Annotated in this window: 16 protein-coding genes and 3 pseudogenes; 10 read left to right on the forward strand and 9 right to left on the reverse strand. The window is 71.6% G+C overall.

Going from position 1 to position 20,956, the window contains the following annotated elements; translation table 11 throughout:
* Nucleotides 1-60 precede the first annotated feature (60 nt).
* Both ACSMTC_RS00760 and ACSMTC_RS00765 read right to left on the reverse strand, forming a co-directional pair.
* The gene (locus ACSMTC_RS00760) at nucleotides 61-1,275 is read right to left on the reverse strand and encodes a glycosyltransferase (protein WP_436557647.1); all 1,215 of its coding nucleotides are present in this window, start codon (nucleotides 1,273-1,275) and stop codon (nucleotides 61-63) included.
* Nucleotides 1,276-1,472: 197 nt separating this feature from the next.
* Nucleotides 1,473-2,084, reverse strand: a complete 612-nt coding sequence (locus ACSMTC_RS00765) for a TetR/AcrR family transcriptional regulator (RefSeq protein WP_436557648.1) — start codon at nucleotides 2,082-2,084, stop codon at nucleotides 1,473-1,475.
* 118 nt (nucleotides 2,085-2,202) lie between these two features.
* On the opposite strand from ACSMTC_RS00765, the gene ACSMTC_RS00770 reads away from it, so the two are divergent.
* On the forward strand, nucleotides 2,203-3,831 hold the full coding sequence (locus ACSMTC_RS00770) for an amidohydrolase (RefSeq protein ID WP_436557649.1): 1,629 nt from the start codon (nucleotides 2,203-2,205) through the stop codon (nucleotides 3,829-3,831).
* Between the two features lie 39 nt (nucleotides 3,832-3,870).
* Nucleotides 3,871-5,343 carry an APC family permease gene (locus ACSMTC_RS00775; protein WP_436557650.1) on the forward strand — a complete coding sequence of 491 codons (1,473 nt, stop codon included), beginning with the start codon at nucleotides 3,871-3,873 and terminating at the stop codon, nucleotides 5,341-5,343.
* A gap of 131 nt (nucleotides 5,344-5,474) precedes the next feature.
* Here ACSMTC_RS00775 and ACSMTC_RS00780 read toward each other — a convergent pair whose 3' ends face one another.
* The 3 genes from ACSMTC_RS00780 to ACSMTC_RS00790 all read right to left on the reverse strand — a co-directional run bounded on the left by ACSMTC_RS00780 (nucleotide 5,475) and on the right by ACSMTC_RS00790 (nucleotide 9,975).
* Nucleotides 5,475-7,670, reverse strand: coding sequence for a DEAD/DEAH box helicase (locus tag ACSMTC_RS00780; protein WP_436557651.1), 2,196 nt, complete (start codon nucleotides 7,668-7,670; stop codon nucleotides 5,475-5,477).
* Nucleotides 7,671-7,816: 146 nt separating this feature from the next.
* Entirely contained in the window at nucleotides 7,817-8,605 is a 789-nt protein-coding gene (locus ACSMTC_RS00785) for a phosphotransferase (protein WP_436557652.1), read from the reverse strand.
* 263 nt (nucleotides 8,606-8,868) lie between these two features.
* Nucleotides 8,869-9,975: a DUF5937 family protein gene (locus ACSMTC_RS00790; protein WP_436557653.1), complete on the reverse strand. Its 1,107-nt coding sequence runs from the start codon at nucleotides 9,973-9,975 to the stop codon at nucleotides 8,869-8,871.
* A gap of 150 nt (nucleotides 9,976-10,125) precedes the next feature.
* Between ACSMTC_RS00790 and ACSMTC_RS00795 the strand changes: the two genes are divergently transcribed.
* The gene (locus tag ACSMTC_RS00795) at nucleotides 10,126-10,332 is read left to right on the forward strand and encodes a hypothetical protein (protein WP_436557654.1); all 207 of its coding nucleotides are present in this window, start codon (nucleotides 10,126-10,128) and stop codon (nucleotides 10,330-10,332) included.
* Nucleotides 10,333-11,169: pseudogene (locus ACSMTC_RS00800) on the forward strand (IS630 family transposase); the annotation flags it as partial.
* A gap of 31 nt (nucleotides 11,170-11,200) precedes the next feature.
* On the opposite strand, the gene ACSMTC_RS00805 reads toward ACSMTC_RS00800, so the two are convergent.
* Nucleotides 11,201-11,944 (reverse strand): SDR family oxidoreductase, encoded by a 744-nt coding sequence (locus ACSMTC_RS00805; protein ID WP_436557655.1) that lies wholly within the window; start codon nucleotides 11,942-11,944, stop codon nucleotides 11,201-11,203.
* Nucleotides 11,945-12,043: 99 nt separating this feature from the next.
* On the opposite strand from ACSMTC_RS00805, the gene ACSMTC_RS00810 reads away from it, so the two are divergent.
* Together ACSMTC_RS00810 and ACSMTC_RS00815 are read left to right on the forward strand one after the other, a co-directional pair.
* Nucleotides 12,044-12,946, forward strand: coding sequence for a LysR family transcriptional regulator (locus ACSMTC_RS00810; RefSeq protein WP_436557656.1), 903 nt, complete (start codon nucleotides 12,044-12,046; stop codon nucleotides 12,944-12,946).
* Nucleotides 12,947-13,375: 429 nt separating this feature from the next.
* On the forward strand, nucleotides 13,376-14,005 hold the full coding sequence (locus ACSMTC_RS00815; RefSeq protein WP_436557657.1) for a hypothetical protein: 630 nt from the start codon (nucleotides 13,376-13,378) through the stop codon (nucleotides 14,003-14,005).
* Between the two features lie 531 nt (nucleotides 14,006-14,536).
* On the opposite strand, the gene ACSMTC_RS00820 is transcribed toward ACSMTC_RS00815, so the two are convergent.
* Nucleotides 14,537-16,030, reverse strand: a complete 1,494-nt coding sequence (locus tag ACSMTC_RS00820; RefSeq protein ID WP_436557658.1) for an FAD-dependent monooxygenase — start codon at nucleotides 16,028-16,030, stop codon at nucleotides 14,537-14,539.
* 51 nt (nucleotides 16,031-16,081) lie between these two features.
* Between ACSMTC_RS00820 and ACSMTC_RS00825 the strand changes: the two genes are divergently transcribed.
* From ACSMTC_RS00825 to ACSMTC_RS00835, 3 genes and pseudogenes are all read left to right on the forward strand, one after another.
* Nucleotides 16,082-16,744 carry a TetR/AcrR family transcriptional regulator C-terminal domain-containing protein gene (locus ACSMTC_RS00825; RefSeq protein WP_436557659.1) on the forward strand — a complete coding sequence of 221 codons (663 nt, stop codon included), beginning with the start codon at nucleotides 16,082-16,084 and terminating at the stop codon, nucleotides 16,742-16,744.
* Nucleotides 16,745-16,873: 129 nt separating this feature from the next.
* Nucleotides 16,874-17,182: pseudogene (locus ACSMTC_RS00830) on the forward strand (methyltransferase domain-containing protein); the annotation flags it as partial.
* Nucleotides 17,183-17,204: 22 nt separating this feature from the next.
* Nucleotides 17,205-17,537, forward strand: a complete 333-nt coding sequence (locus ACSMTC_RS00835) for a methyltransferase domain-containing protein (protein WP_436564563.1) — start codon at nucleotides 17,205-17,207, stop codon at nucleotides 17,535-17,537.
* Here ACSMTC_RS00835 and ACSMTC_RS00840 read toward each other — a convergent pair.
* The gene (locus ACSMTC_RS00840) at nucleotides 17,516-18,232 is read right to left on the reverse strand and encodes an AraC family transcriptional regulator (RefSeq protein WP_436557660.1); all 717 of its coding nucleotides are present in this window, start codon (nucleotides 18,230-18,232) and stop codon (nucleotides 17,516-17,518) included. The two genes, ACSMTC_RS00835 and ACSMTC_RS00840, sit on opposite strands and share 22 nt — an antisense overlap.
* A gap of 235 nt (nucleotides 18,233-18,467) precedes the next feature.
* On the opposite strand from ACSMTC_RS00840, the pseudogene ACSMTC_RS00845 reads away from it, so the two are divergent.
* Nucleotides 18,468-18,651 (forward strand): annotated as a pseudogene (locus ACSMTC_RS00845) (cold-shock protein); the annotation flags it as partial.
* Between the two features lie 50 nt (nucleotides 18,652-18,701).
* Here the strand turns inward: ACSMTC_RS00845 and ACSMTC_RS00850 are convergent.
* On the reverse strand, nucleotides 18,702-20,864 hold the full coding sequence (locus tag ACSMTC_RS00850; protein WP_436557661.1) for a phosphocholine-specific phospholipase C: 2,163 nt from the start codon (nucleotides 20,862-20,864) through the stop codon (nucleotides 18,702-18,704).
* Nucleotides 20,865-20,956 lie beyond the last annotated feature (92 nt).

Genomic DNA, 20,956 nt, shown 5'->3' on the forward strand with positions numbered 1-20,956 from the left:
CGTTGCCCCATGTCTCGGACAGCCCGGCACGGCAGCACGGCGATGAAGCATTTCCCTGGGTCACCCGGCGCCCTGTGAGCCGATGTGGGCGAGCAGCGGAGCGGCGCCGTCCTCTGCGGCGATCCCGCGGGCGAGTTCGGCCGCCCGGTGGCGGTGGGCCGGCTCGGACAGGCAGCCGCTGATCGCGTCGCCGAGGGCTTCGGCGGTGAGGTCCTGGAACGGCAGGGGCCGGGGGGCGACTCCCAGCCGGTGCAGCCGGGACGCCCAGAACGGCTGGTCCGCCATGACAGGTACGGGCAGGGCGGGTACTCCGGCCCGCAGTCCGGCTGCGGTGGTACCCGCCCCGGCGTGGTGGACGACGGCGGCGGCACGAGGGAACAGCCAGTCGTGCGGGACGTCGCCGATGGCCAGGACGTCGTCGCCGCAGCCGCTCAGGCCCGCCCACCCCGCCTGCACCACCGCGCGCACGCCTGCCCGCTTCACCGCCGCGGCCACCAGCTCACTGAGCCGCTCCCCCTGCCCCACCGCCATACTCCCGAACCCGATGAACACCGGGGGCGGACCGGCCTGGAGGAAGTCGACCAGTTCGGTCGGGGGCTGCCAGCGGTCCGGCCGCACGGGCCACCAGTAGCCCGCCACTTCGACCCGGGACGGCCAGTCCTCGGGGCGCGGCACCACCAGTGGGCTGAAGCCGTGGAAGACCGGCCGGATGTACGCCGCTGCCGAGGGCACGCCGGCGGGCAGCCCGAGGCGGGCACGCAGCCGGGTCACGGCGTCCGCGAAGACCCCTTCCGCGCGCCTCAGAACCTCCCGGCCCGCGGCGAGGTTGTCCTCCGGCCCCAGGTCGTCGGTGTTCCGCGCGTTGGGCAGCGGGAACTGTCCGGTGGCGAACGACGGTGCGAGGTAGGTGCCGATGACGGGGACGCCGAGCGCTTCGCCGGCCGTCCGGCTGAGCGGCGCCGGGCCGAAGGCGGTGAGCAGCAGGTCGGCTCCGCCCGCCACGGCCTCCGCCACCCCGTCGGCGAGCCCGTCCGCGTACGCCCTTGTCATCGCCTGGACCTCCTCCCGCGACGCCGCCCGGGACCAGTCTCGGATCAGCCCCTGCGGGTCTCCCGGCACAGGCCGGTACTCGAGACCGCACCCGCGGACGAGCGCGGCGAAGGACGGGTGGGCGGCCACGGCGACCTGATGGCCCGCGTCCAGCAGACGGCGCCCCAGGCCTGTGAAGGGCGCGACGTCTCCCTGTGAACCGGCGGTGACGATCAGAATGCGCATGGAGCGATTCTCCTCGGCGAATGCCGCCCGGTCACCATCGCCGGCCAGTAGACCCTCAGCCCACCCGGCTGCTGCAACCCCGAGCGCATGTGCTGTCGTTACTCGTGGACAGAGCCAGGTAGTCGCCGGCCGGGCGCATCGTGGCGCTCACTCGGGACACCCCGCCGACCTGCCGCCCGCCACCGTCAAGTAGTGGCTCAGGGGGCCAACAGGGCCCGGTAACCGGTGAGTTGGGCACGCAAGCCGAGCTCGAAGGCCTGGTCGGCGCGGGCCGGGCGGGAGGGGAGTGCGTCCAGTGCGCCCGCCAGGTGCGGGGTGGCGACGGGGTCGACCAAGTCGATCATCACCGAGGGGGCGACCAGATCGAGGGCCGAGCCGAGCACGAAGCTCTCCAGTGCGGTGATCACCGACAGGGTCGCCGACTCGGCGAAGCCGGCCTGCACCAGCACCGCCACCGCGCGGCCGTACATCACGTGCAGGAAGGGCTCGGTGAGCGGGGCCGTGGCCAGCAGCGGGACCAGCCCGGGGTGGGCGGCGAAGGCGTCCCGGTAGGAGCGGGCCCAGGCGGCGAGCGCCTCCTCCCAGGGCAGTTCCCAGTAGTCGCCGGCGCCGATCACCTCGCACAGGTCCTCGCGCAGCAGTGCGATGACCCCGGCGCGCCCGTCCACATGGTGGTAGAGCGCGGAAGGGCGCACACCGAGGGCGGCGGCCAGCCCGGGGATGGTGAGTTCGCCGCTCTCGTCGACCAGCCGCAGCGCCGCGGTAGCGATCTTCGTCCGGTCGAGCAGCGGAGTGCGCGGGCGCGCCACGGATCCCCCCGGGGTTATCGAAACGTAATTGAATTTGATTCAGTAAAACTCTTCCGACCCTCGGCGGGCCAGGTCTAAGTTTACCGAACCCAGTTCAGTTACTGCGGAGGCTTCCCCCATGACCACTCATGCCGCAGCCGAGCTGCTGTTCACCGGCGGCACCGTGTACACCGGCGACCCGCACCACCCCCAGGGCGACGCCGTCGCTGTCACCGGCGGCACCGTCACCGCCCTGGACGCCCGAGCACTCGCCCTCGCCGGGCCCGACACCGTCCGCGTCGACCTGGCCGGCGGCGCACTGCTCCCGTCCTTCGGCGACGGCCACGTCCACCCGCTCATGGGCGGACTCGGCCTGAACGGCGTCCCCGTCCGCGGGCTGACCAGCGTCCGGCAGATCGTCGACGCCGTCGCCTCCTGGGCCGCGGACCACCCCGGGGCCGAGTGGATCCAGGGCGACTCCTTCGACCCCTGGCTCGCCGAGGACGGCCGCTTCGACGCCCGCTGGCTCGACGAGGCCGTCGCCGACCGCCCCGTGGTCTTGCACTCCATGGACCACCACACCCTGTGGGTCAACAGCGAGGCACTGCGCCGCGCCGGACTCACCGCCGACACCCCCGAACCCGCCGACGGCGTCATCGTCCGCCGGGAGGACGGCAGCCCCCTCGGCACCCTGCGGGAGTTCGGCGCGATGGCCCCGGTCACCGCGCTCATCCCGGACCCCACCCCTCAGGAGCAGGTCGACGCCCTGCTCACCGCCGCCCGGCTGCTCGCCGCCGCCGGCGTCACCTGGGTCCAGGACGCCTGGGTCGAACCCCGACAGGTCGAACCCTGGCTCGCCGCCGCCCGCACCGGCGAGCTGCCCCTGCGCGCCAACCTCGCCCTCCTGCTGCAACCCGACGGCTGGCGCGGGCAACTCGACGCGCTGCCCGCGCTTCGTGCCAGGGTCGAGACCGAAGCCGCCGGCCGGCTCACCGCGCACAGCATCAAGTTCTTCGCCGACGGCGTCATCGAATCCGGCACCGCCGCGCTGCTCAAGCCCTACAGCGACTGCCCGCACTCGCACGGCGTCGCCAACTGGACCGCCGAGCAGCTCGCCGACGCCGTCGCCGCCGCCGACCGGCTCGGCTTCCAGGCGCACATCCACGCCATCGGCGACGCCGGCATCCGCCAGGCCCTGGACGCGATCGAGGCCACCGCCGAGCGCAACGGCCCACGCGACCGCCGCCCGGTCATCGCCCACGTCCAGCTGCTCGACCCCGCCGACCTGCCGCGCTTCGCCGCCCTGGGCGTGATCGCCAACTTCGAGCCGCTCTGGGCGCAGACCGATCCGCTGATGACCGAGCTCACCCTGCCGAGGATCGGCGCGGCGCGCGGCCGGCACCAGTACCGGATCGCCGCGCTGCTCGCCTCCGGCGCACCCGTCTCCTTCGGCAGCGACTGGCCGGTCACCCGCTACGAGCCGCTGGCCGGCATCGCCACCGCCATCACCCGGCAGACCCCTGCCGGGCAACCCGCCGAGGGCTGGCTGCCGGAGGAGCGGATCACCACCGCCCAGGCCCTCGCCGCCTACTCGGCCGGCGTCGCCCACCAGGCCTTCGAGGACGCACACTGGGGTGTCATCCGCCCCGGCGCCCGCGCCGACCTGGTCCACCTCGCCGCCGACCCCCACCGCGTCGCGCCGCTGGACCTACCGCGGGTGGCCGTCCTCGGCACCTGGCTGGGCGGCGTGCAAACCCACACCGGCTGACCCCCGCCCCTCCCCCACACCGTCCGAAGGGCAACGAGGATGACCCTCCCCACCCAGCAGACCGCCAGAGGCGGACCCACCGAGACCCCCACCCTCGAACGCGGCGTCCTCGGCGTCGGCGACATCGTCTTCTTCGTGGTGGCCGCCGCCGCCCCGCTCACCGTCATGGCCGGCGTCGCCCCGTTCGCCATCGGCTTCGGCGGCATCGGCGCCCCGATGGCCTACCTCGCCATCGGCACCGTCCTCGCGGTCTTCGCGGTCGGCTTCACCGCGATGACCCGGCACATCCGCAACGCCGGCGCCTTCTACTCCTACATCACCCGCGGCCTCGGCAGACCCGTCGGGCTCGGCGCCGCGCTGCTCGCGGTGTTCTCCTACAACGCCATCCAGATCGGCATGTTCGGCGCGTTCGGGTACTTCGCCCACACCACCGCCGCCGACCTGCTCGGACTCGACCTGCCCTGGTGGCTGTGGGCACTGGCCGGCGTGGCCGTGGTCTGGCTACTCGGCTACCGCTCGATCAACCTCGGTGCCAAGGTCCTCGCCGCATTGCTGATCGCCGAGACCGGCATCCTGCTGCTGCTCGCCGTCGCGGTCCTCGCCAAGGGCGGCGCCCACGGCATCAGCCTGGACTCCTTCGCCCCCACCAACGCCGCCAACAGCGGCATGGCCGGCGTGCTCGGCCTCGCCGCCGCCGCGTTCATCGGCTTCGAGGCCACCGCCATCTACCGCGAGGAGGCCCGCACCCCCGACCGGACCGTCCCCCGCGCGACCTACCTAGCGATCGCCTTCCTCGGCCTCTTCTACACCTTCATCACCTGGATGATCATCCAGGCGGTCGGCAGCGACAACGCCGTCCAGGCCGCCACCGACGACCCGGCCGGCATGTTCTTCACCGAGATGACCCGCTACGTCGGCGCCTGGGCCACCGACATCCAGCGCGTCCTGATCATCACCAGCCTGCTCGCCGCCCTGCTGGCCTTCCACAACACGATCACTCGGTACGGGTACACGCTGGCCGGCGAGAAGGTGCTGCCACCCGCCTTCGCCGCGATCCACCCCCGGCACCGCTCCCCGTGGATCGGCGGGACCGCGCAGTCCGCGCTGGCCGCCCTCTGCGTGGTCGCCGCCGCGGTGACCGGCGCCGACCCCTACACCCAGTTCTTCCTGTGGGTGAACTCGCCCGGCGTGGTCGGCATCCTGCTGCTCCAGGCGCTGGCGGCGTTCGCGGTGTTCGCCTTCTTCCGCCGCAACCCCGCCGCCGCGGCCGGCACCTCGCCGCTGCGCACGGCCGTCGCCCCGGTGCTGGCGGGCGTCCTGCTGATCGGCGCCACGGCACTGGTCTGCTGGCGCCTCGACCTCTTCACCGACGCCTCGGCGGCCGTCAACTGGTCACTGATCGCCATCGTCCCGGTGGTCTTCCTGGCCGGCGTCGGGCTGGCGCTGCGGATGCGGGCCCGCCGTCCCGAGCAGTACGCGAAGCTGGGCTCGACGGAGGTCGACGGCTGTTGAACCTGGAAGGGTGATGTCGGAGCTGTTCGGCTGACGGCGGCTGGACAGCTCCGACACCACCCTTTCCAGGCTTCGCCGCCAAGACCCGCGAGTGCACCCTCCTGCGACGAACGGCTCCGCGGCACAGCCGCTCAGGCCACGTGGTTGTAGGCGACGGCCCAGCCGGCCGCGATGCGGTCGCCTCGGGTGAAGACTGCGGCCCCGGTGCGTCCCGCTGACGGATCCTCGTACTGCGGTGCCGGATACGGCACTTCGAGTGCCGTGCCGGTGTGCCGTGCGGTGGCGGTCCCGTTCCAGGTGACCACGGTGGCCCCGCGAGGTGCCCGGATGTGCACGCGGTCGGTGTGAAGGGTGATCTCGGTGCCGGTGGTACGGGATGCGAGGAGGGTTCGGTAGTCGGCGGGGGTGAGGCGGCAGGTGCTGGGCGCCGTGGTGCCGGGCCAGTCCGGGGCGTCGATGTTCCGGGCTCGGGCCGCCTGCCGCATGGCGGGGACGAGGGTGTCGGCCTGACGGGTGCGGAAGGCCTGTTCGGCGTCGCGCTTGTGGGGCCAGTCACGGTAGTGGAGGCGCACGCCGGCTTTGGTGCACAGCCGCTCGACCAGGTCGCTGTCGTCCGCGTCGGCGCCGGTGGTGTCGACGCCGCGTTCGTGGGCCAGGGCGAGGGCGGTGGTGCGCACGGAGCGTTTGCTGCCGCAGAACACCAGGACGCTGCCGCCGTCGGCGGTGTGGCGGCGGGCGAGGTGGACGGTGTGGCCGGTGCGAGTTCGGTTGCGGGTGGCCCAGTCGGCCGCGTCGGCTTCGTCGGGCATGTCGGGCAGTTGCCAGGTCAGGCGGGTGGGTCGCCAGGGTGAGCGGATCAGTCGGGCGCCGAGCCAGGCGGCGAGTTGGTCGGCGTTGGCGACGGTGGCGGACAGGCCGACGATGCGCACGCGGGTCGCGTCCTCGCGGACCCGGGCGAGGAGTGCTTCCAGGACCGGGCCGCGGACCGGGTCGCCGAGCAGGTGGATCTCGTCGACGACCAGGCAGCCGACTTCGGCGAGCGCGGTGCGCAGCGAGCCGGCGCGGCAGATCGCCTCGAACTTCTCCGTGGTGGCGACCCACAGGTCGGCGTCGCGGATGAGGTCGGCGTCGACGGCCGCTTCACCGGTCAGGCGGACCACGCGCAGGCCTGCGCGGCGCCATGCGGCGAGGTCGCGGTCGAGTTCGTCGGTCAGGGAGCGCTGCGGGACGAGCCAGGCGGCTTTGCGGCCGCGGTCGTGGGCGGTGAGGGCGGCGACCATGCCGATGGCGGTCTTGCCGGCACCGGTGGGGGCGACGACCATCACGTGGTCGTCGCCGTCGATGACGGCGGGGACGGTGGCGGCCTGGACGGGGTTGAACGTGGGGTGGGGCAGCAGGGCCGTCCAGTGTTCGGGCACCAGTTGCCGGACGGGTACGAAGGCGGAGGCGTCGTCGGCGGGGAGTTCGTCCAGGGCGTCCCACTGGGCGGCGAACGCGTCCCGGGCCGCGTAAGCCGCAGGCCCCGCGGCCGGCGTCTGGGCCCCGGCCGGCCAGGCGGTCAGCTCGGTGCGCGCGCCGAGATCGGACACGGTGGTCACGTACTCGCTCTCCGCCCAGTGCTCGGCGGTACGCACCTGGGCACCGAGACCGGTCAGGGCGTGGCGCAGGTCGTCGAACCGCTCCCCCACCGGAACGATGACCCGTACGTCGTCGGCCGCGCGCAGCGTCTGCTCTGGCGGGCTCCAGGCCGGGTCGGTGACCTTTCCCCACCATAGCGCCCGGGTCTCCCTCTGCGCGGGCAGGGGCAGGTCCTCCGGCCATACCGGGCCGGCGGATACGGGCTCCTCGGCCGGGCGTGGCAGTCGGATCGCGGTCACCGTGACCCCCGGTCCGGCCGGGCACGGTCCCGTCTCGAGTCCTGCCAGCAGCCGCGCCGCGGCGCGAACCGTCATCGCGGGAGCGGCCTGCGTACGCGGGGCGACGGGAGCAGCGGGTGCTGCGGGTGCTGCGGGTGCCGCGGCCGCGGCGGTGCGCAGGAGTCTGTCGTAGGTCTTCACGCCGAGGTCGGCGAGGGTGAAGGCGCGTGGGCAGGTGGGGCAGACCACGGCGACGTAGCGGTACTGGCGTCCGCCGGACTCGTACGGGCGGCGCAGTGAGTGCAGTGGGCCGGCGCATTCGGGGCACGGGCGGGGTAGCTCTTCCTGGTAGGTCCAGCCCGGTTCGGTGAACCGCTGCAGCAGTCCTTCCTCGGGCAGGTCGCTCCCCCACCGTTCCCGGATGAGCTGTCGGACTGTCACGTCGCTGGCGTCGGAGTCTGTTTCGTGCACGGCGCTTACTGTGTCAGCAGGCTTCGCTCCAGTGCCAGAGTGTGCCTCCGGGGGATGCCGGGTGTTGGTGTCCTGCATCAGGAGTCCGTTCGGGTTCGGGCCGCGTTTTCGAGCTCTACAAGCTCCCGGCCGTCAGCACGCCATGACTACCAACGCTGACCTCGGACCTCAGGGACACTGGCGGCGAAGTTGTCCTCGATCCACTGGGCATCCGTCAGATAGCGGCGGTCGTGGCCCTCCGCCACGTGTCGGCTGAACGCCGGATGGCCCGCTGCGGCATGCCGGCGCATCCAAGCGACAAGAGCTCTCAGCCGCTCCGCAGCCGTGGCCGGCAGCTGGGCCCGCTCCGCCTGGGACAGGCCGTAGGAGTCGGCGAACAGGGAGAGACGGCGCTTTGCCTCCGGGATCGGCAAGGTGTGTTCCACCTCGTCCGGGGCGTACAACGGGACGAAGCGATAGGCGGTGTAGGCGGCGTCCCACACTCGGGGGCCGGGGTGGGCCGTGTCGAAGTCGATGAAGGCGACAGGAAGCCGCTCTCCAAAGACCGTGTTGTACGTCGCCGCGTCGCCGTGGCAGATCACCTCCGCCGGCTCGCGCGGGGGAAGCTGCCAGACATCGCCCCGCTCCCGAGCGAAGCCGGCGGAGGCGTCATGGAGACCGCGCAGCAGGCGCCCCGCGGCTACCAGCGAAGCATCGCTCCTCACCTCGGGTGCGGCGAAGTCGTGCCCAACCTCTCCAGGAAGGTACTCGACCAATTCCTCAGCACCGTCGTCGCTGAGCCCGAACGGGCGCGGAGCTCCAGTGAATCCCACATCGCGTAGATGCGCGAGCAGGCGCTGGACGGTGACGCTCCAGGGGCCGGCCGGGCGCCGGACCAGACTGCCTTCCCTGACGACTCGATTCACACCGCCAACAAGCACTTCTCGATCTTCCACGAAGCCAGGCTAGCCAGCCTGGACGCCGTCGGCAGCCGAGTTTCTGCGATCTTCCATACGGCACCTGCACCCGCAGACGGACCGGCAGTCCGTACTCCCGAACGGTCGGGACCGGCTCAGTCGCGCAGGTGACTCAGGCCGACCCGGCGGCGAACGGACTGCGGCGCGGGAGCGCCGGCGGTCAGCCGCCCAGGCGTGGTCCAGGTCCCGTGCCGGCGGCAATGGTCCGCTTCGACTGAGGCGGCCCGGGGCAGGTGGCCCGGTCAGCGGAGTATGCCCTCGAGGAAGTCGCTGCCCAGGCGGGCGACGACCGTGACGTCCAGCTGGTGCAGCGCGTACCGTCCGCGGCGCTGTGTGGCCACCAGACCCGCCTTCTTCAGGACGCTCAGGTGCCGGGATATCTCCGGGGCGGTCAGGCCGTGGATCTGGGCCAGTTCGCTCGTGGTGTACGCGCCGCGGGCCAGATTGCGGCACAGGCGCATGCGGACGGGGTGGGACAGGGCGGTCATGCGCAGGGTGAGCTGTTCGACCGAGGGCGGCTTCGCGAGCTCGGGGGAGCCGACCGGGTAGTGCACCACCGGTTGCCAGCCGTCGCGGTGCAGCACCATCAGGTGCGGCCAGCCCAGGCTGGTCGGTACGAGCAGCAGGCCGCCTCCCGCCGTGGCCGTACGGCCGTCGCCGAGCTTGTCGACCGTGATCCGGGCCGCCGCCTCGTCCAGGGTGACGGCCGGTGACAGGGAGGTGAGCGCCTCGGCCACGCCCTTGCGGCGCAGCAGCTCCGTTCTGTGGCGCGTGTCGGCCGCGAGCTGGTGGCGCAGGCGGGCCCAGGTGTCGGCGAAGAACGCCTCCTCGCAGTCTTCCAGGAGCTGGCGCAGCCAGTGCCGGATCTGGGGCGGGTCGGTCAGGAGCCGTTCGCTGAAGCGCATCTGCCGGGGTCCGCGCATCGCGGCCAGTTCCAGGGCGCGGCGGCGCTGTTCGGGGTCGTCGAGCGGGCCGGGGCTCGGCTCGCCGTAGGGCATCGGGCAGTTGAACTCCATGGCCGCGTCGACGAACTGTTGGTCCGTCAGTTTGTCCAGGAGGTCGAGTTCCTCGCCGAGTGTGGTTCCGGGGTGGGTGGTCCCGCCGGGGATGCCCGCGTAGGGGAGGAACAGGTCGGAGAAGGTGGTCCGCCACAGGAAGTCGGCCTCGCACATCCGGTCGGCCAGATGCGGGTCGAGGCGGGCGCTCACGCCGGTCGCCCAGCCCTGGAGCCCCGGGTGGTGCCCCGGCTCGGCCAGTGCGTGCAGGGCCATGCCGAGTTCGGCCAGTGGGGAGGGCACTGCGGCGACCTTCTCCGGCCGCAAACCCGCGATGTCGATGCGCACGCTCATGCGTCCATGCTGCACCAGCCCCACCGGCAAAGCCGCCGTCGTTTGACGGCAGCCGTCAAACGACGGGACTTTGCGTGCCGCACAGGCGCAGGCTGGGACCACCGGGGCAGCCGCGGAGCCCGACCATCCGTCCCGAGAATGCGATCCCCCATGAGCCTCACCCAGCAGTACCTCCTCGACACCCACCGTGCCCGCCAACTCGGCCAGCCCGCCCCGCCCGCGCCCGGCACGGGCGAGCTACGGCTCCTGCGCGCGCTGCGCGATTACCGGCGCTTCCGGGCACTCCTGGCCGGCTACCCGGCCCGCGGCCGGACACGGCACACGCCGGACCGCGGGGCACACCCCCGCACCCTGTAGCACCGGTTCAACGAGATCGGCCTGGCCTTTCTGGACCCTCGGTGGGCGGGAGGCCGTCCCCGCCCGCTCAGTCCTGACGACGAGGACTTCGTCGTTCAGACGGCCACCACCCACCCGGCCAAGTTGGCCAGCCCTTCACCCGCTGCTCAATCCGCAAACTCGTCGCCTACCCGCGCAACGTCCATGGCCGGGTGATCCGGATCGGCCGTGAGGCCCTGCGCTGTCCACTTTCACGACGCGGTGTCACCTTCCAGCGCACCAAGGCCTGGAAGGAGTCCACCGGTCCCGGGTACGACGCCAAGCTCGACCGGATCGAGCACGTCCTGGAACACTTCCCGGACCGCACGTTCGCGTTCGACGAGTTCGGGCCGCTCGGCATCCGGCCCACCGCCGGGTCGTGCTGGGCCGAGCAGGGTCAGCCCGAGCGGCATCCCGCGACCTTCCACCGCACCCACGGGGTGCGCTACTTTCACGGCTGCTACTCGATGGGCGATAGCACCTTGTGGGGCGTCAACCGCCGCCGCAAGGGTGCCGCGAACACGCCAGCCGCACTGAAGTCGATCCGTGCCGCCCGGCCCGACGGCGGCGCCCCGTCTACGTGATCATGGACAACCTGTCCGCCCAAAAAGGCGCCGACACTCGCCGCTGGGCGAAGAAGAACAAGGTCGAGCTGTGCTTCACCCCGACCCATGCCTCCCGGGCCAACCCGATCGAGGCCCACTTCGGACCGCTGCGGCACGCAAGGAACGCACCCGCGCCCGCATCCGCATCCGCATCCGCATCAGCAGCGAGAAGAGCATCCGCTGGGGCGGACGCCCCCTCGCCACCGCGGCCTGAACGACCCGGCGAACCTATGCGGTCAGAGCACCTAGAGTTGCGAACCCCCTCCGTCGACAGGGAACTCCGCTCCCGTCGTGAAGGTCGCACCGAACGCCAAGTAAGCCACCGCGGCAGCCACTTCCTCCGACGCCCCCAGCCGCTGCATCGGGATCATGCTCCGGTAGGTGTCCTCCATCATCTCGACGACGTCGGCAGGCAAGGAGCGGTTCAGGACGCCCGTGTCGATCGGCCCGGGGCTCACGGCATTGACGCGCACCTTGCGTGGCAGCAGCTCACGGGCCAGGGTGCGGGTCATCGACCGCAGGGCTGCCTTGCTCGCCGAGTAGACACTGAGCGCGTCCTGGCCCAGGACGTTCACCACCGACGTGGTGAGGACCACGCCGCTTCCCTCGCGCAACAGCGGCGCCAACGCCTGCACCGTGAAGTACGGGCCCTTGGCGTTGACGCTGAACAGCGTGTCGTACATCTCCTCCGTCGTCGAGTCGAACGGCGCGGACGCGGTGACGCCGGCGTTGACGAACAGCGCGTCCACCATGCCGAACCGCTCCTGGACCGTGCCGGCCAGCGCCTTGATGTCCTCCAGGGACGCGGCATCGCTGCGGACGGCGATCGCCTTGTCCCCCAACTGCTCCAGCGCGGCGTCCAGGGTGGATCGGGTACGGCCGGTGATCAGTACGTGCGCCCCACCGTCCGCGAACAACCGGGCCGCAGCCAGGCCGATACCGCTGCTCCCGCCCGTGATCACGATCTTCTTGCCGTCATAAGTGGTCATGTCCTCAAGTCAAATATCCACGCGCACACCCTGTCCAAGACCTGGTCCGCATGCCGTCATGCCCCAGGCGCATGACGGCGCACGACGTACCCTGGGCGGATGGACCTCGACCTGCGACTCGTGCGCTACTTCACGGTCGTGGCGGAGTACGGCAACTTCGGCCGGGCCGCCACCAGGCTTCACCTGGCGCAGCCGTCGCTGAGCCGTCAGATCCAGCGGCTGGAGGCTCAGCTCGGTGTCCGGCTGTTCGACCGCTCGCCGCAAGGCAGCAGCCTCACCGACGCCGGTCAGGCCTTCCTTCCCGGGGCCCGGATACTTCTCCAAGAGGCCGAGCAAGCCGCTCATACGGCCAGAGCCGCCGTCCAGCCCCGTACCATCACCGTCGGCTGCGCCGAAGGACAGGTCATCACCGTCTGCGTGCAGGAACTGCGCCGCCGGCACCCCGACAGCCAGGTCCGCACCAGGCACCTCGACTGGCGGGACACGGTCGCCCTCGCCGAGGGGCGGGTCGACGCCCTCGTCGCGTACAGGCCCCTGCCCTTGCCGACGGACGGCTTCCGGGTGACCAGACTCCATGAGGAGTCGCGGGTACTGGTCACGTCGGCAAATCATCATCTGGCGAACGAGAAAACCGTCAGCCTGCGGGCTCTGTCGGACGAGGAACTGGTCGCCTGCGCCAGCACTCCGGTCCTCTGGGGGACACCCAAGCCCGTCGGCAACCGCCCGGCACCGCCCCCTCCCGCGATCGACGACAGCTTCGAGGACAAGCTGGAACTCATCGCCACCGGCCACTGTGTCGCGATCTTCCCTGCCGGCGATCGACGCGCTGCTGTGCGCGAGGACATCGCCCTGGTGCCCGTCATCGACATCGATCCCTGCGAGGTCGTGCTCGTCACGCGCGCTGACGACCCCAACCCGCTGCTCGGATCGCTGGAAGACGTCGCACGTACATTGCTCGGCACAGCCTCCCGACGGGAGAATGACGAGCCGCCGGTCAACTGAACCCATTGCCTCTGCGAGGTGTTCCAGATGGCTGTGGCCGCGCTGCCCAGTCAGCGGGGCTGTCGACCGCTCCCGGTCGGCGTGGGGCCGAATCCACCGATTTCCTACTCGGTCCGTCAGCCGTACACCGTCACGCAACCGATCGCCCCGGCTGGAGACGTGCGGGCGAGGCAGCGGGCCCGTCCGTAGGATCGGGCAAGTCGGCTGAGGCCGCGCGGCGGCATCCTGGGCGGGCACCACTCCGAGTGGCATGTTCGCCTGTTCGGCTCAGTAGGGACGACGGCGCCCGGAGACCTCCCTACCGTGGACCCTGGGGGTTGCAGCCGAGCGGAGTCCGGCCCGAAGACATCTCGACCGTCGGCCGCGTACTCGCGCCGAACCTGTGAGTCGACTTCCACCGTGACCACGACAGGGTCCGCGTCGAAGGAGATGAAGAAGATGAACGCCACGCATGCCGCCCGCAATCCCGTAACTCCGACACTGGACGGGTCCAGGAGATCGCGCCACCACCTTCGGGGAGCCTCCCGGCGGATCGGGCTCGCGGCGACCGTCACGGCATTGTCGCTGTTGCCGATCGCCCCGTCCTCCGCCAGTGCGGCGGCTCCCGGCCGCCTCACGCTCCCGCAGGTTGTGCAGGAGGCCGTGAACAGAGCGCAACAGGAGCACCCTGGAGCGCAGTTCTACGGGGCGGACGCTGTCCTGCCGCGTCCCACGAGCGATCCCAAGGACGTTCAGTCCTGGTGGGTCCGCTTCCGAGCCAGGGACACGTCGAATTCCTTCCAGTACAAGTACGCGACCGACGGTCGGTACCAGGCCACGCAGCCATGGAAACTCCCTCTTGGGATCAAGGCCGTCTCCTCGTTCAAGATGACGGAGGAGCAGGCCCACGCTCTGGCTCTCGAGCACGGGCACACCGGTCAGTTCAAGGCCCTGTACTTCGGTGAGCCCGTCACGGTCCAAGCGCACCCCACCTACTGGTTCTGCATCCCGGGCGAAAACCAGACGGTGGCGGTGGACACCGTGACACACGACGTCACCACGCCGTGGGATTGCCCGTGACCCTTGTGTGAGCCTGAAGGTGCCGGGTTCCGGCTCCACCGCTGTCCGCCCGGCTCGGCCTACTGCCGGGCGGACACGCATCGTTCTCACCCGGAAGTGAATCCCCCTGCCCCGCCGGGCGCGATGCCCGGCGGGGCAGGCGCTCCGCTGATGCGTCCGGCTCCGGCCGCCACACTCGTCCAGCGCGTCCGGCTTCGCCGCCTGATCGTCGGTGAAGTTCTCCGCCTTGCGCCGACGGCGCATCCACGCACCCACCGCGCAGTCGTCCGGCTTCACGGTCGCGGGGATCGCCAGGTGCCCGCCTGGGAGCAGGCGGTGCTACACGGTGGACTGGTCGGCGCCGTCGGGCAGTTCGGGCCGCGGCCACTGGCCGGTGATCGCTGGCCGGTGATCGCCGGCAACCGCGTACCGTGAACGCCTGCTCGGAGGGTCCCGCCGGGGAGGCGTTCGGCCGACTGCCGCTGCTACTGCTGCCGCAGGGCTTCGTGGGGGCCGCTGGGGCTCGGCCCCCGCCCACCGGCCCCGCGCCACTCAGGCCGCGGTGGCGGTGACGGCCCGCCGGGCGGCTTCGACCAAGGCCGAGTGGTCGCGGAGTTCGCTGGCCCAGGCGAGGTGGCCATCGGGGCGGACCAGGGCCGCCGTGACGGCTTGCCACTCGCTTCGCCTGCCGACGAGCGGTGCGCTGTGGACGGCGAGCCCCGGGTGACTGGTACGGGCGAGTGAGCTGAGGGCGGTGCCGGCCCGGCCGGTGAGGTCGAGCAGAACGTGGTGGCCCGGCCGCAGCAGGGTGAAGAGGCGGGGACCCTGGGCACCCGCGGGGCCCGCCAGTGCGAGGTCCGGTACTCGCGAGCCGACGAGCGGATGTGCGACGGTGCCCTCGGGGGCCGGGTAGGCGACCGCGAACCCGGCGGTTCGGACGGCCAACTCCGCGCTGAAATCGTCGACTTCGCTGATGAGTTCGGAGAACAGGCTACGCAGAGCCAGCGTCTCGGGCGTGTGATCGGTCATCAGGGCGGTCTGTGCCCGGGTGATGCGCAGCAGCTCGACGCCGACCGGGTGGCGCTCGGCGTGGTAGCTGTCGAGGAGCCCGGCCGGCGCGGTGTCCGCCACTGTCCGGGCCAGCTTCCAGCCGAGGTTGAAGGCGTCCTGGAGCCCGACGTTGAGGCCCGGGCCACCGGAGGGGAAGTGCATGTGCGCGGCATCGCCGGCCAGCAGCACCCGCCCCTTGCGGTACTCGGCTGCCTGCCGGGTGCCGTTGCCGAAGCTGGAGAGCCAACTCGGCTCCCGCATCCCGTAGTCGGTGCCAGCGATCGAGCGCACCTTGGCCCGCAGCGCCTCGATGGTCAGGGTGCCGGGCCGGATGCGCACGCTCGCCGCATCGTTGCCGACCACCCGATAGGTGCCGCCCGGCAGCGGGAAGACCATCACGGCACCGTGCTCGTTGCCGACCGACGCCTGCTGCGGGGGCTCGTCGAGCAGCACGTCCGCCATCCAGGCCCAGACGGTGGCCGGAGAGCCGGGGAAAGCGATGCCGGCCGCTTCACGTACGGTGCTCCGGACGCCGTCGCAGCCGACCAGGTAGGCGGTGCGCAGCCGGTAGCGGCCGTCCGGGCCATCGACGTCGACGGTCACCGCCTCGGCGTCCTGGGTCAGTCCGGCGACCCGGTGCCCGCGCAGCAGGCGGACACCGACGGAGCGGGCATGCTCGGCCAGCAGCGCCTCTGTCCGGGCCTGCGGCAGGGCGAGCGAGAACGGGAACGGGGTGTCGAGGCCGCTGAAGTCCAGCCGGGAGGGCAGGGCCGCGAAGTGCCCGCTGGGCATCCGCAGCCCCTCGGAGAGGAAGGGTTCGACCACCCCGCGGCAGTCGAACAGCTCCAGGGTGCGCGGGTGCACGGCCAGGGCCCGCGAGTGCGGGTCGGGCTCCATCCGGGTCTCCAGCACCGTCACCGACGCACCGTGCAGTCGGAGTTCGGCGGCGAGCCAGAGCCCGACCGGACCACCGCCGGCAATGACGACCTGTTCCATCACAGACCTCCTTGGTCGCTGACCAATTACTGAATTCAGTAGACTAGGTCAGTGACCAAGAAGCAAGCCCCAGTGGCCCGCCGCCCCCGACTGGATCCCGACGCCGTGGTGCGCGCCGCCCTCGACCTGCTGGACGAGAAGGGCGCCGACGCCCTCTCGCTGCGCGGCATCGCCGAGCGCCTCGGCGTCCGGATGAACACGGTCCTCTGGCACGCCAAGACCAAGGCCCGCCTGCTGGAGCTGATGGCCGACGCGATCGTCGGCGAGATCCCGTTGACCGGCCTGCCCGAGCCCTGGGAGGAGCGCGTGCGCGAACTGGCCCGCCGCTACCGGCGCGCCCTGCTCGCCCACCGCGACGGATCAGTCGTCGTCGCCGGCACCTACGCCGCCGAACCCGCCACCCTGCGCTTCGCCGACACCGTGGTCGCCGCCCTCCTTGTCGGCGGCCTGGACGAGCGCCGGGCCACCTGGGTGTTCTGGAGCATTCAGTACCTGGCCCTCGGCCTCACCCAGGAGGAGCAGGCGATGACCGCCCAGGGCGGCGAGCACACCCTCGCCGGTGTGCTCGACGGCGACTACCCGGCGCTGCGCCGGGTCGCCCCGCACCTGGAGGAGACCGCCTTCGACGAGCGCTTCGAATTCGGCGTCGCGCAGATCCTGCGGCCTCTGCCGGACCGGCCCGATGTCCCATGTGCGGGTGGTACAAGAAATTAGGTCGGCGCACGCTCCACGGGCGTGACGTGCCGTCGGCCTCCCCCATCGCCGGCCTGGGATCCGGGCCGCGTATCCGGAGCAAGCGGTTCGTTCAAGACGGCGGTGGCTACCCGGTCCGAGACTGTCGCCATGACGGATGCGACCTTCACTCCCGCACTGGGCCGTTTCGCCCCCGCCCGGTTCTACGATGCCGTTGTCTCCCTGACCCGCGAGCGGTTGTGGCGGAGCGTGGTCGCCATGCACGTGGCACCGCGGCCGGATGAGGTGATCGTCGATGTGGGCTGCGGCACCGGGTCATTGGCGTTGCTGCTCGGCCGGGTCGAGCCGCAGGCCCAGGTGATCGGCGTCGATCCGGACCCGGAGGTGCTGGCGGCGGCGCGACGGAAGGCGAGGAGCGGACCCACAGCAGGTACGGCGGTCGAGTGGCGGGTGGGGATGGGGGACGCCGTGGCAACGGATCCTGGGTGCGGGTTCGGCGGACACGGTCGTCTCCAGCCTGGTGCTGCACCAGTGTCCGGTCGCGATGAAACGGGCGATCCTGACGTCCGTTCACGAGGTCCTGCGGCCTGGTGGCAAGGTGGTGATCGCGGACTACGGAGTGCAGCGGTCGGCGGCCATGCGGCTGGCGTTCCGGGCCGTTCAGCTGGCGGACGGCAAGCCGGACACCCAGCCGAACGCCGACGGAGTGGTGCCGCAGTTGATGACCGAGGTCGGGTTCCAGGACGTGCGCGAGGCGGAAGTGGTGTCGACGATCACCGGCTCGCTCTCGGTCTACGTCGCCCGCCGCGCTTGATCCACTCGCTCCCGCAGCAGTGACCGCACCGCGGACGGGGTGACGCCCATCATCTCGCGCATCTGTCGGCCGAAGTGTGCCTGGTCGGCGAAGCCGCCGTCCAGGGCCGCCTCGGCGAGTGTGCGGCCCCGACCGAGCGCGTTCGTTGCCCGGGCGAGCCGGAGCCAGATCCGCCAGCGGGTCAGGGGAAGGCCCAACTGCTGCTGCGCCAAGGCGCGCAGGCGCTGTGGTGACAACCCCAGCCGCGCGGCAAGGAGGTGCAGCGGGAGTTCGTGCTGCACCGTCAGCGCGTCCATGGCCGCCCTCAGCCGCTCGTCCAACTCGGCCGACGGGAGCACGCCTGCCGGGCGGAGCTCGCTCTCGGCGAGGTCGCACAGGTGGGGCACGACCGTGATGCCACCGCAGGCGGCGGCGCGCAGCCGGTCGGCAAACGCGCAGCGCGGGTCGACGAAGTAGCTGAGCGCGGCAGGAGTGGGTGCCATCCGGTGCCGGACCATGGGCGGCACGAGCAGCGCCACGCCGCGATGTGCGGCCCCCGTCGCATCCGTGATCGTCACCTCGCTGCCGTCCGCCACCGCGAGGGCGACCTGGAAGGCGGCGTGCCGGTGGAGCCGACTGTCTGCCAGCGGACCCTGGTAGCGGGCGTACCCTTCGCGGATGACGAATCCTCGCGCCGTCTCTCCGTCGGTCTGCACACCCCGATCCTGCCAGAGTATGGCCGCCGCCACTGCCCCGGCAGACGCATCGGGCCCACCCGTGCAGTGTGCGGCCGGCTCCGGTACACACCCGGGATGCTGACGCCGCCGCGAGCCGGACCGGCGCAGGTGGCGGCGGTACGCCCGGGTGTGTACCGGGGTGGGAGGACACCGGGCGGGCGGCGCCCCGACAACCGGTGGAGAGCCCTCACGCCCTGGTCGACTTCGGCACACCGTGAAGTGGTTCAACGCCGAGAAGGGGTTCGACTTCATCACGCCGGACATCCGGCCCGGACGTATTCGTCCACTACACGGCCATCGGCGGGTCCGGGTACCGGACCCTGACGGAGGGCGAACCGGTCGAGTACCGGGTCGAACAGGGCCCCACGGGCCCGCAGGCCGTCAACGTCGTTTCCGCACCCGCGCTGTACCCAGCCGCTCTCCGGCGGGGCACAGCGCGTCGGACCGGTCAGCGCGGGCCGGGGTCACTGGTGCCGGGGCGGCCGTTCTCGAGGTGCCCGGCCCAGCGCCGGCGGAAGGCAGGTCCGCCCGCGGCCGCGATGGTGATGTCGTACCAGCGGCTGTCGGCGCGCACGTCCAGCGTGAACTGCGCCGACGCTCCGGGGCGGATGCTACGGCTCAGCTTCGAGCCCTTCGCGTAGGCGTTGACGGCGGTCACCGTCCGGGTCACCGGCCCGTTGTTGCGGACCGTCACGTGGACCTTGGTGCTGGACGGGGTGAAGTGCGCGACGAGGTGGGCCTGGGCCTGACCTTCGAACTCCTGCACCGACCCGTTCGGGCCGTGGGCGATGAGGTGGTAGCCGCCGGATTCCGTCAGCGGCCAGACGTCGCCGAGGGTGTCGCCGGCCGAGACCGTGTAGCGGCGAGGGGCGGCCTTCGGCGCGGTCCGGTCGTAGACGTAGAGCCACGCGCCCGCCCGGCCCTGGTTGTCCAGCTCGAGTCGGAACCGCCCCGCCTCGTGCGACTCCTTCTCGTTGACCCGCAGGTCGTAGGGGAGGGCGCGGGCCGGTCGGGTGCCCGGCTCCTGGGTGGGCATCTGCTGGGGCAGCGGCACCTGGTAGGGCTTGCCGCTGGAGGCGATCGGCGCGGGCACCGGGATCGCGACCGGCCTCGGGTCGGCACCGGAGAAGTCGAGAGCCGAGGTGAGGTCGCCGCAGACCGATCGGCGCCAGGCACTGATGTTGGGCTCCTCGATGCCGAACCTGGCCTCCAGGAACCGCAGTACGGAGGTGTGGTCGAAGGTCTCCGAGCAGACCCAGCCGCCGCGCGACCACGGGGAGATGACCAGCAGCGGCACGCGCGGGCCGAGGCCGATCGGCTGCAGGCCGCCCGGATCGGCGCCGGGGACCAGCGGGCTCATCTCACCCGGGTACTTGCCGAGGTCGAGCAGCTCGTCGCCGAGGCTCGCCTCCAGGTCGCGGGAGACCATGCCCTGACCGTTCGGGCCGCTGGCGACCGGCGGCATCGGCGGGACGACGTGGTCGAACAGGCCGTCGTTCTCGTCGTAGTTGATGAGGAAGACGGTCCTGCCCCAGACCTCGGGGTTGGAGGTGAGCGCGTCCAGCACGAGGTTGATGTAGTAGGCGCCGTCGGTGGGCGTGGCCGAGGGGTGCTCGCTGTACTGGTAGGGCGGGACGATCCAGGAGACCTGCGGCAGCCGGCCCTGCTCGACGTCGGCGCGGAACTCCTTGAGCGTGTGGTCGGTGGCACCCTTGTCCACGAGGGGGCCTGACGCGCCCTCGGCGGTCTGGTACCGCTCGAAGAACATCAGCGAGTTGTCGGTGTAGTTGTCCGTGGGGGTGCCCGGCTCGCCGGAACCGCCCTGGTACAGCTTCCAGCTCACCCCGGCCGCCTCCAGGCGCTCGGGGTACGTGGTCCAGGTGTAGCCGTTGGTGTTGTTGCGCTCCCACAGGCCGGGGCCGTTGGGCTTGCGGCCGTAGACGTTGCGGGGGTCGCTGGTACCGGTCCACAGGTAGATGCGGTTGGGGGCGGTGTCGGCGTGCACGGAGCAGAAGTACGAGTCGCAGACGGTGAAGGCGTCGGCCAGGGCGAAGTGGTACCGCAGGTCCTGGCGCTTGAGGTGGCCCATCGTCATGACGTCCTGCTTTTGGTTCACCCACTGGTCGTGGCGCCCCTCGTTCCAGGCGAGGTGGCCGCTGCTCCACCCGTGGTCGGTGCCGGCCTGGTGCTCGGTGGTGTTCCTGGGGTCGATGTACCAGGGCAGCACCTCCTGCTCGGAGGCCGGCAGGCCGCGGTCGTGGTAGCGGCCCGTCTTCACCGTGGCGGCGGGCTGGTGCCAGTTCGGCCGGCCGTCGGGCAGCGGCGCGGGTCGCGGGTCGTCGAACCCGCGCACGCCGCGGAGGGTGCCGAAGTAGTGGTCGAAGGAACGGTTCTCCTGCATCAGGATGACGACGTGCTCGACGTCCTTGATCGAACGGGTCCTGCCGATCGCGGGCAGCGCCAGGGCCTTGCTGACCACGGGCGGAAACGCACCGAGGCCCGCGGCGGCCGCGGACGCGCCGCTCAACTGGAGGAATCGGCGCCGGTCTATGGAGGCCACGTGATGTCCCGTTCTGTCGTGAGTGTCTGGGTTCCGAGGAGGTCTGAACATAGGCGCCGCGACCGGGGCGTACGTGGTCCTGAGGCGAACGCCGTATGAGCGTTCGGCCAAATCCTGTTCAGCCAACTTCGCCGGATCCACCG

This window comes from Kitasatospora sp. HPM-01-4 (genome assembly GCF_051374625.1).
Classification (GTDB): Bacteria; Actinomycetota; Actinomycetes; order Streptomycetales; family Streptomycetaceae; genus Kitasatospora.

Bases quoted from the DNA above. Each gene is read 5' to 3' on its own strand.
- ACSMTC_RS00760 (WP_436557647.1), bottom strand. From the start codon at position 1,275: ATGCGCATTCTGATCGTCACCGCCGGTTCACAGGGAGACGTCGCGCCC.
- ACSMTC_RS00770 (WP_436557649.1), top strand. From the start codon at position 2,203: ATGACCACTCATGCCGCAGCCGAGCTGCTGTTCACCGGCGGCACCGTG.
- ACSMTC_RS00775 (WP_436557650.1), top strand. From the start codon at position 3,871: ATGACCCTCCCCACCCAGCAGACCGCCAGAGGCGGACCCACCGAGACC.
- ACSMTC_RS00790 (WP_436557653.1), bottom strand. From the start codon at position 9,975: ATGAGCGTGCGCATCGACATCGCGGGTTTGCGGCCGGAGAAGGTCGCC.
- ACSMTC_RS00795 (WP_436557654.1), top strand. From the start codon at position 10,126: ATGAGCCTCACCCAGCAGTACCTCCTCGACACCCACCGTGCCCGCCAA.
- ACSMTC_RS00805 (WP_436557655.1), bottom strand. From the start codon at position 11,944: ATGACCACTTATGACGGCAAGAAGATCGTGATCACGGGCGGGAGCAGC.
- ACSMTC_RS00810 (WP_436557656.1), top strand. From the start codon at position 12,044: ATGGACCTCGACCTGCGACTCGTGCGCTACTTCACGGTCGTGGCGGAG.
- ACSMTC_RS00815 (WP_436557657.1), top strand. From the start codon at position 13,376: ATGAAGAAGATGAACGCCACGCATGCCGCCCGCAATCCCGTAACTCCG.
- ACSMTC_RS00820 (WP_436557658.1), bottom strand. From the start codon at position 16,030: ATGGAACAGGTCGTCATTGCCGGCGGTGGTCCGGTCGGGCTCTGGCTC.
- ACSMTC_RS00850 (WP_436557661.1), bottom strand. From the start codon at position 20,864: ATGTTCAGACCTCCTCGGAACCCAGACACTCACGACAGAACGGGACAT.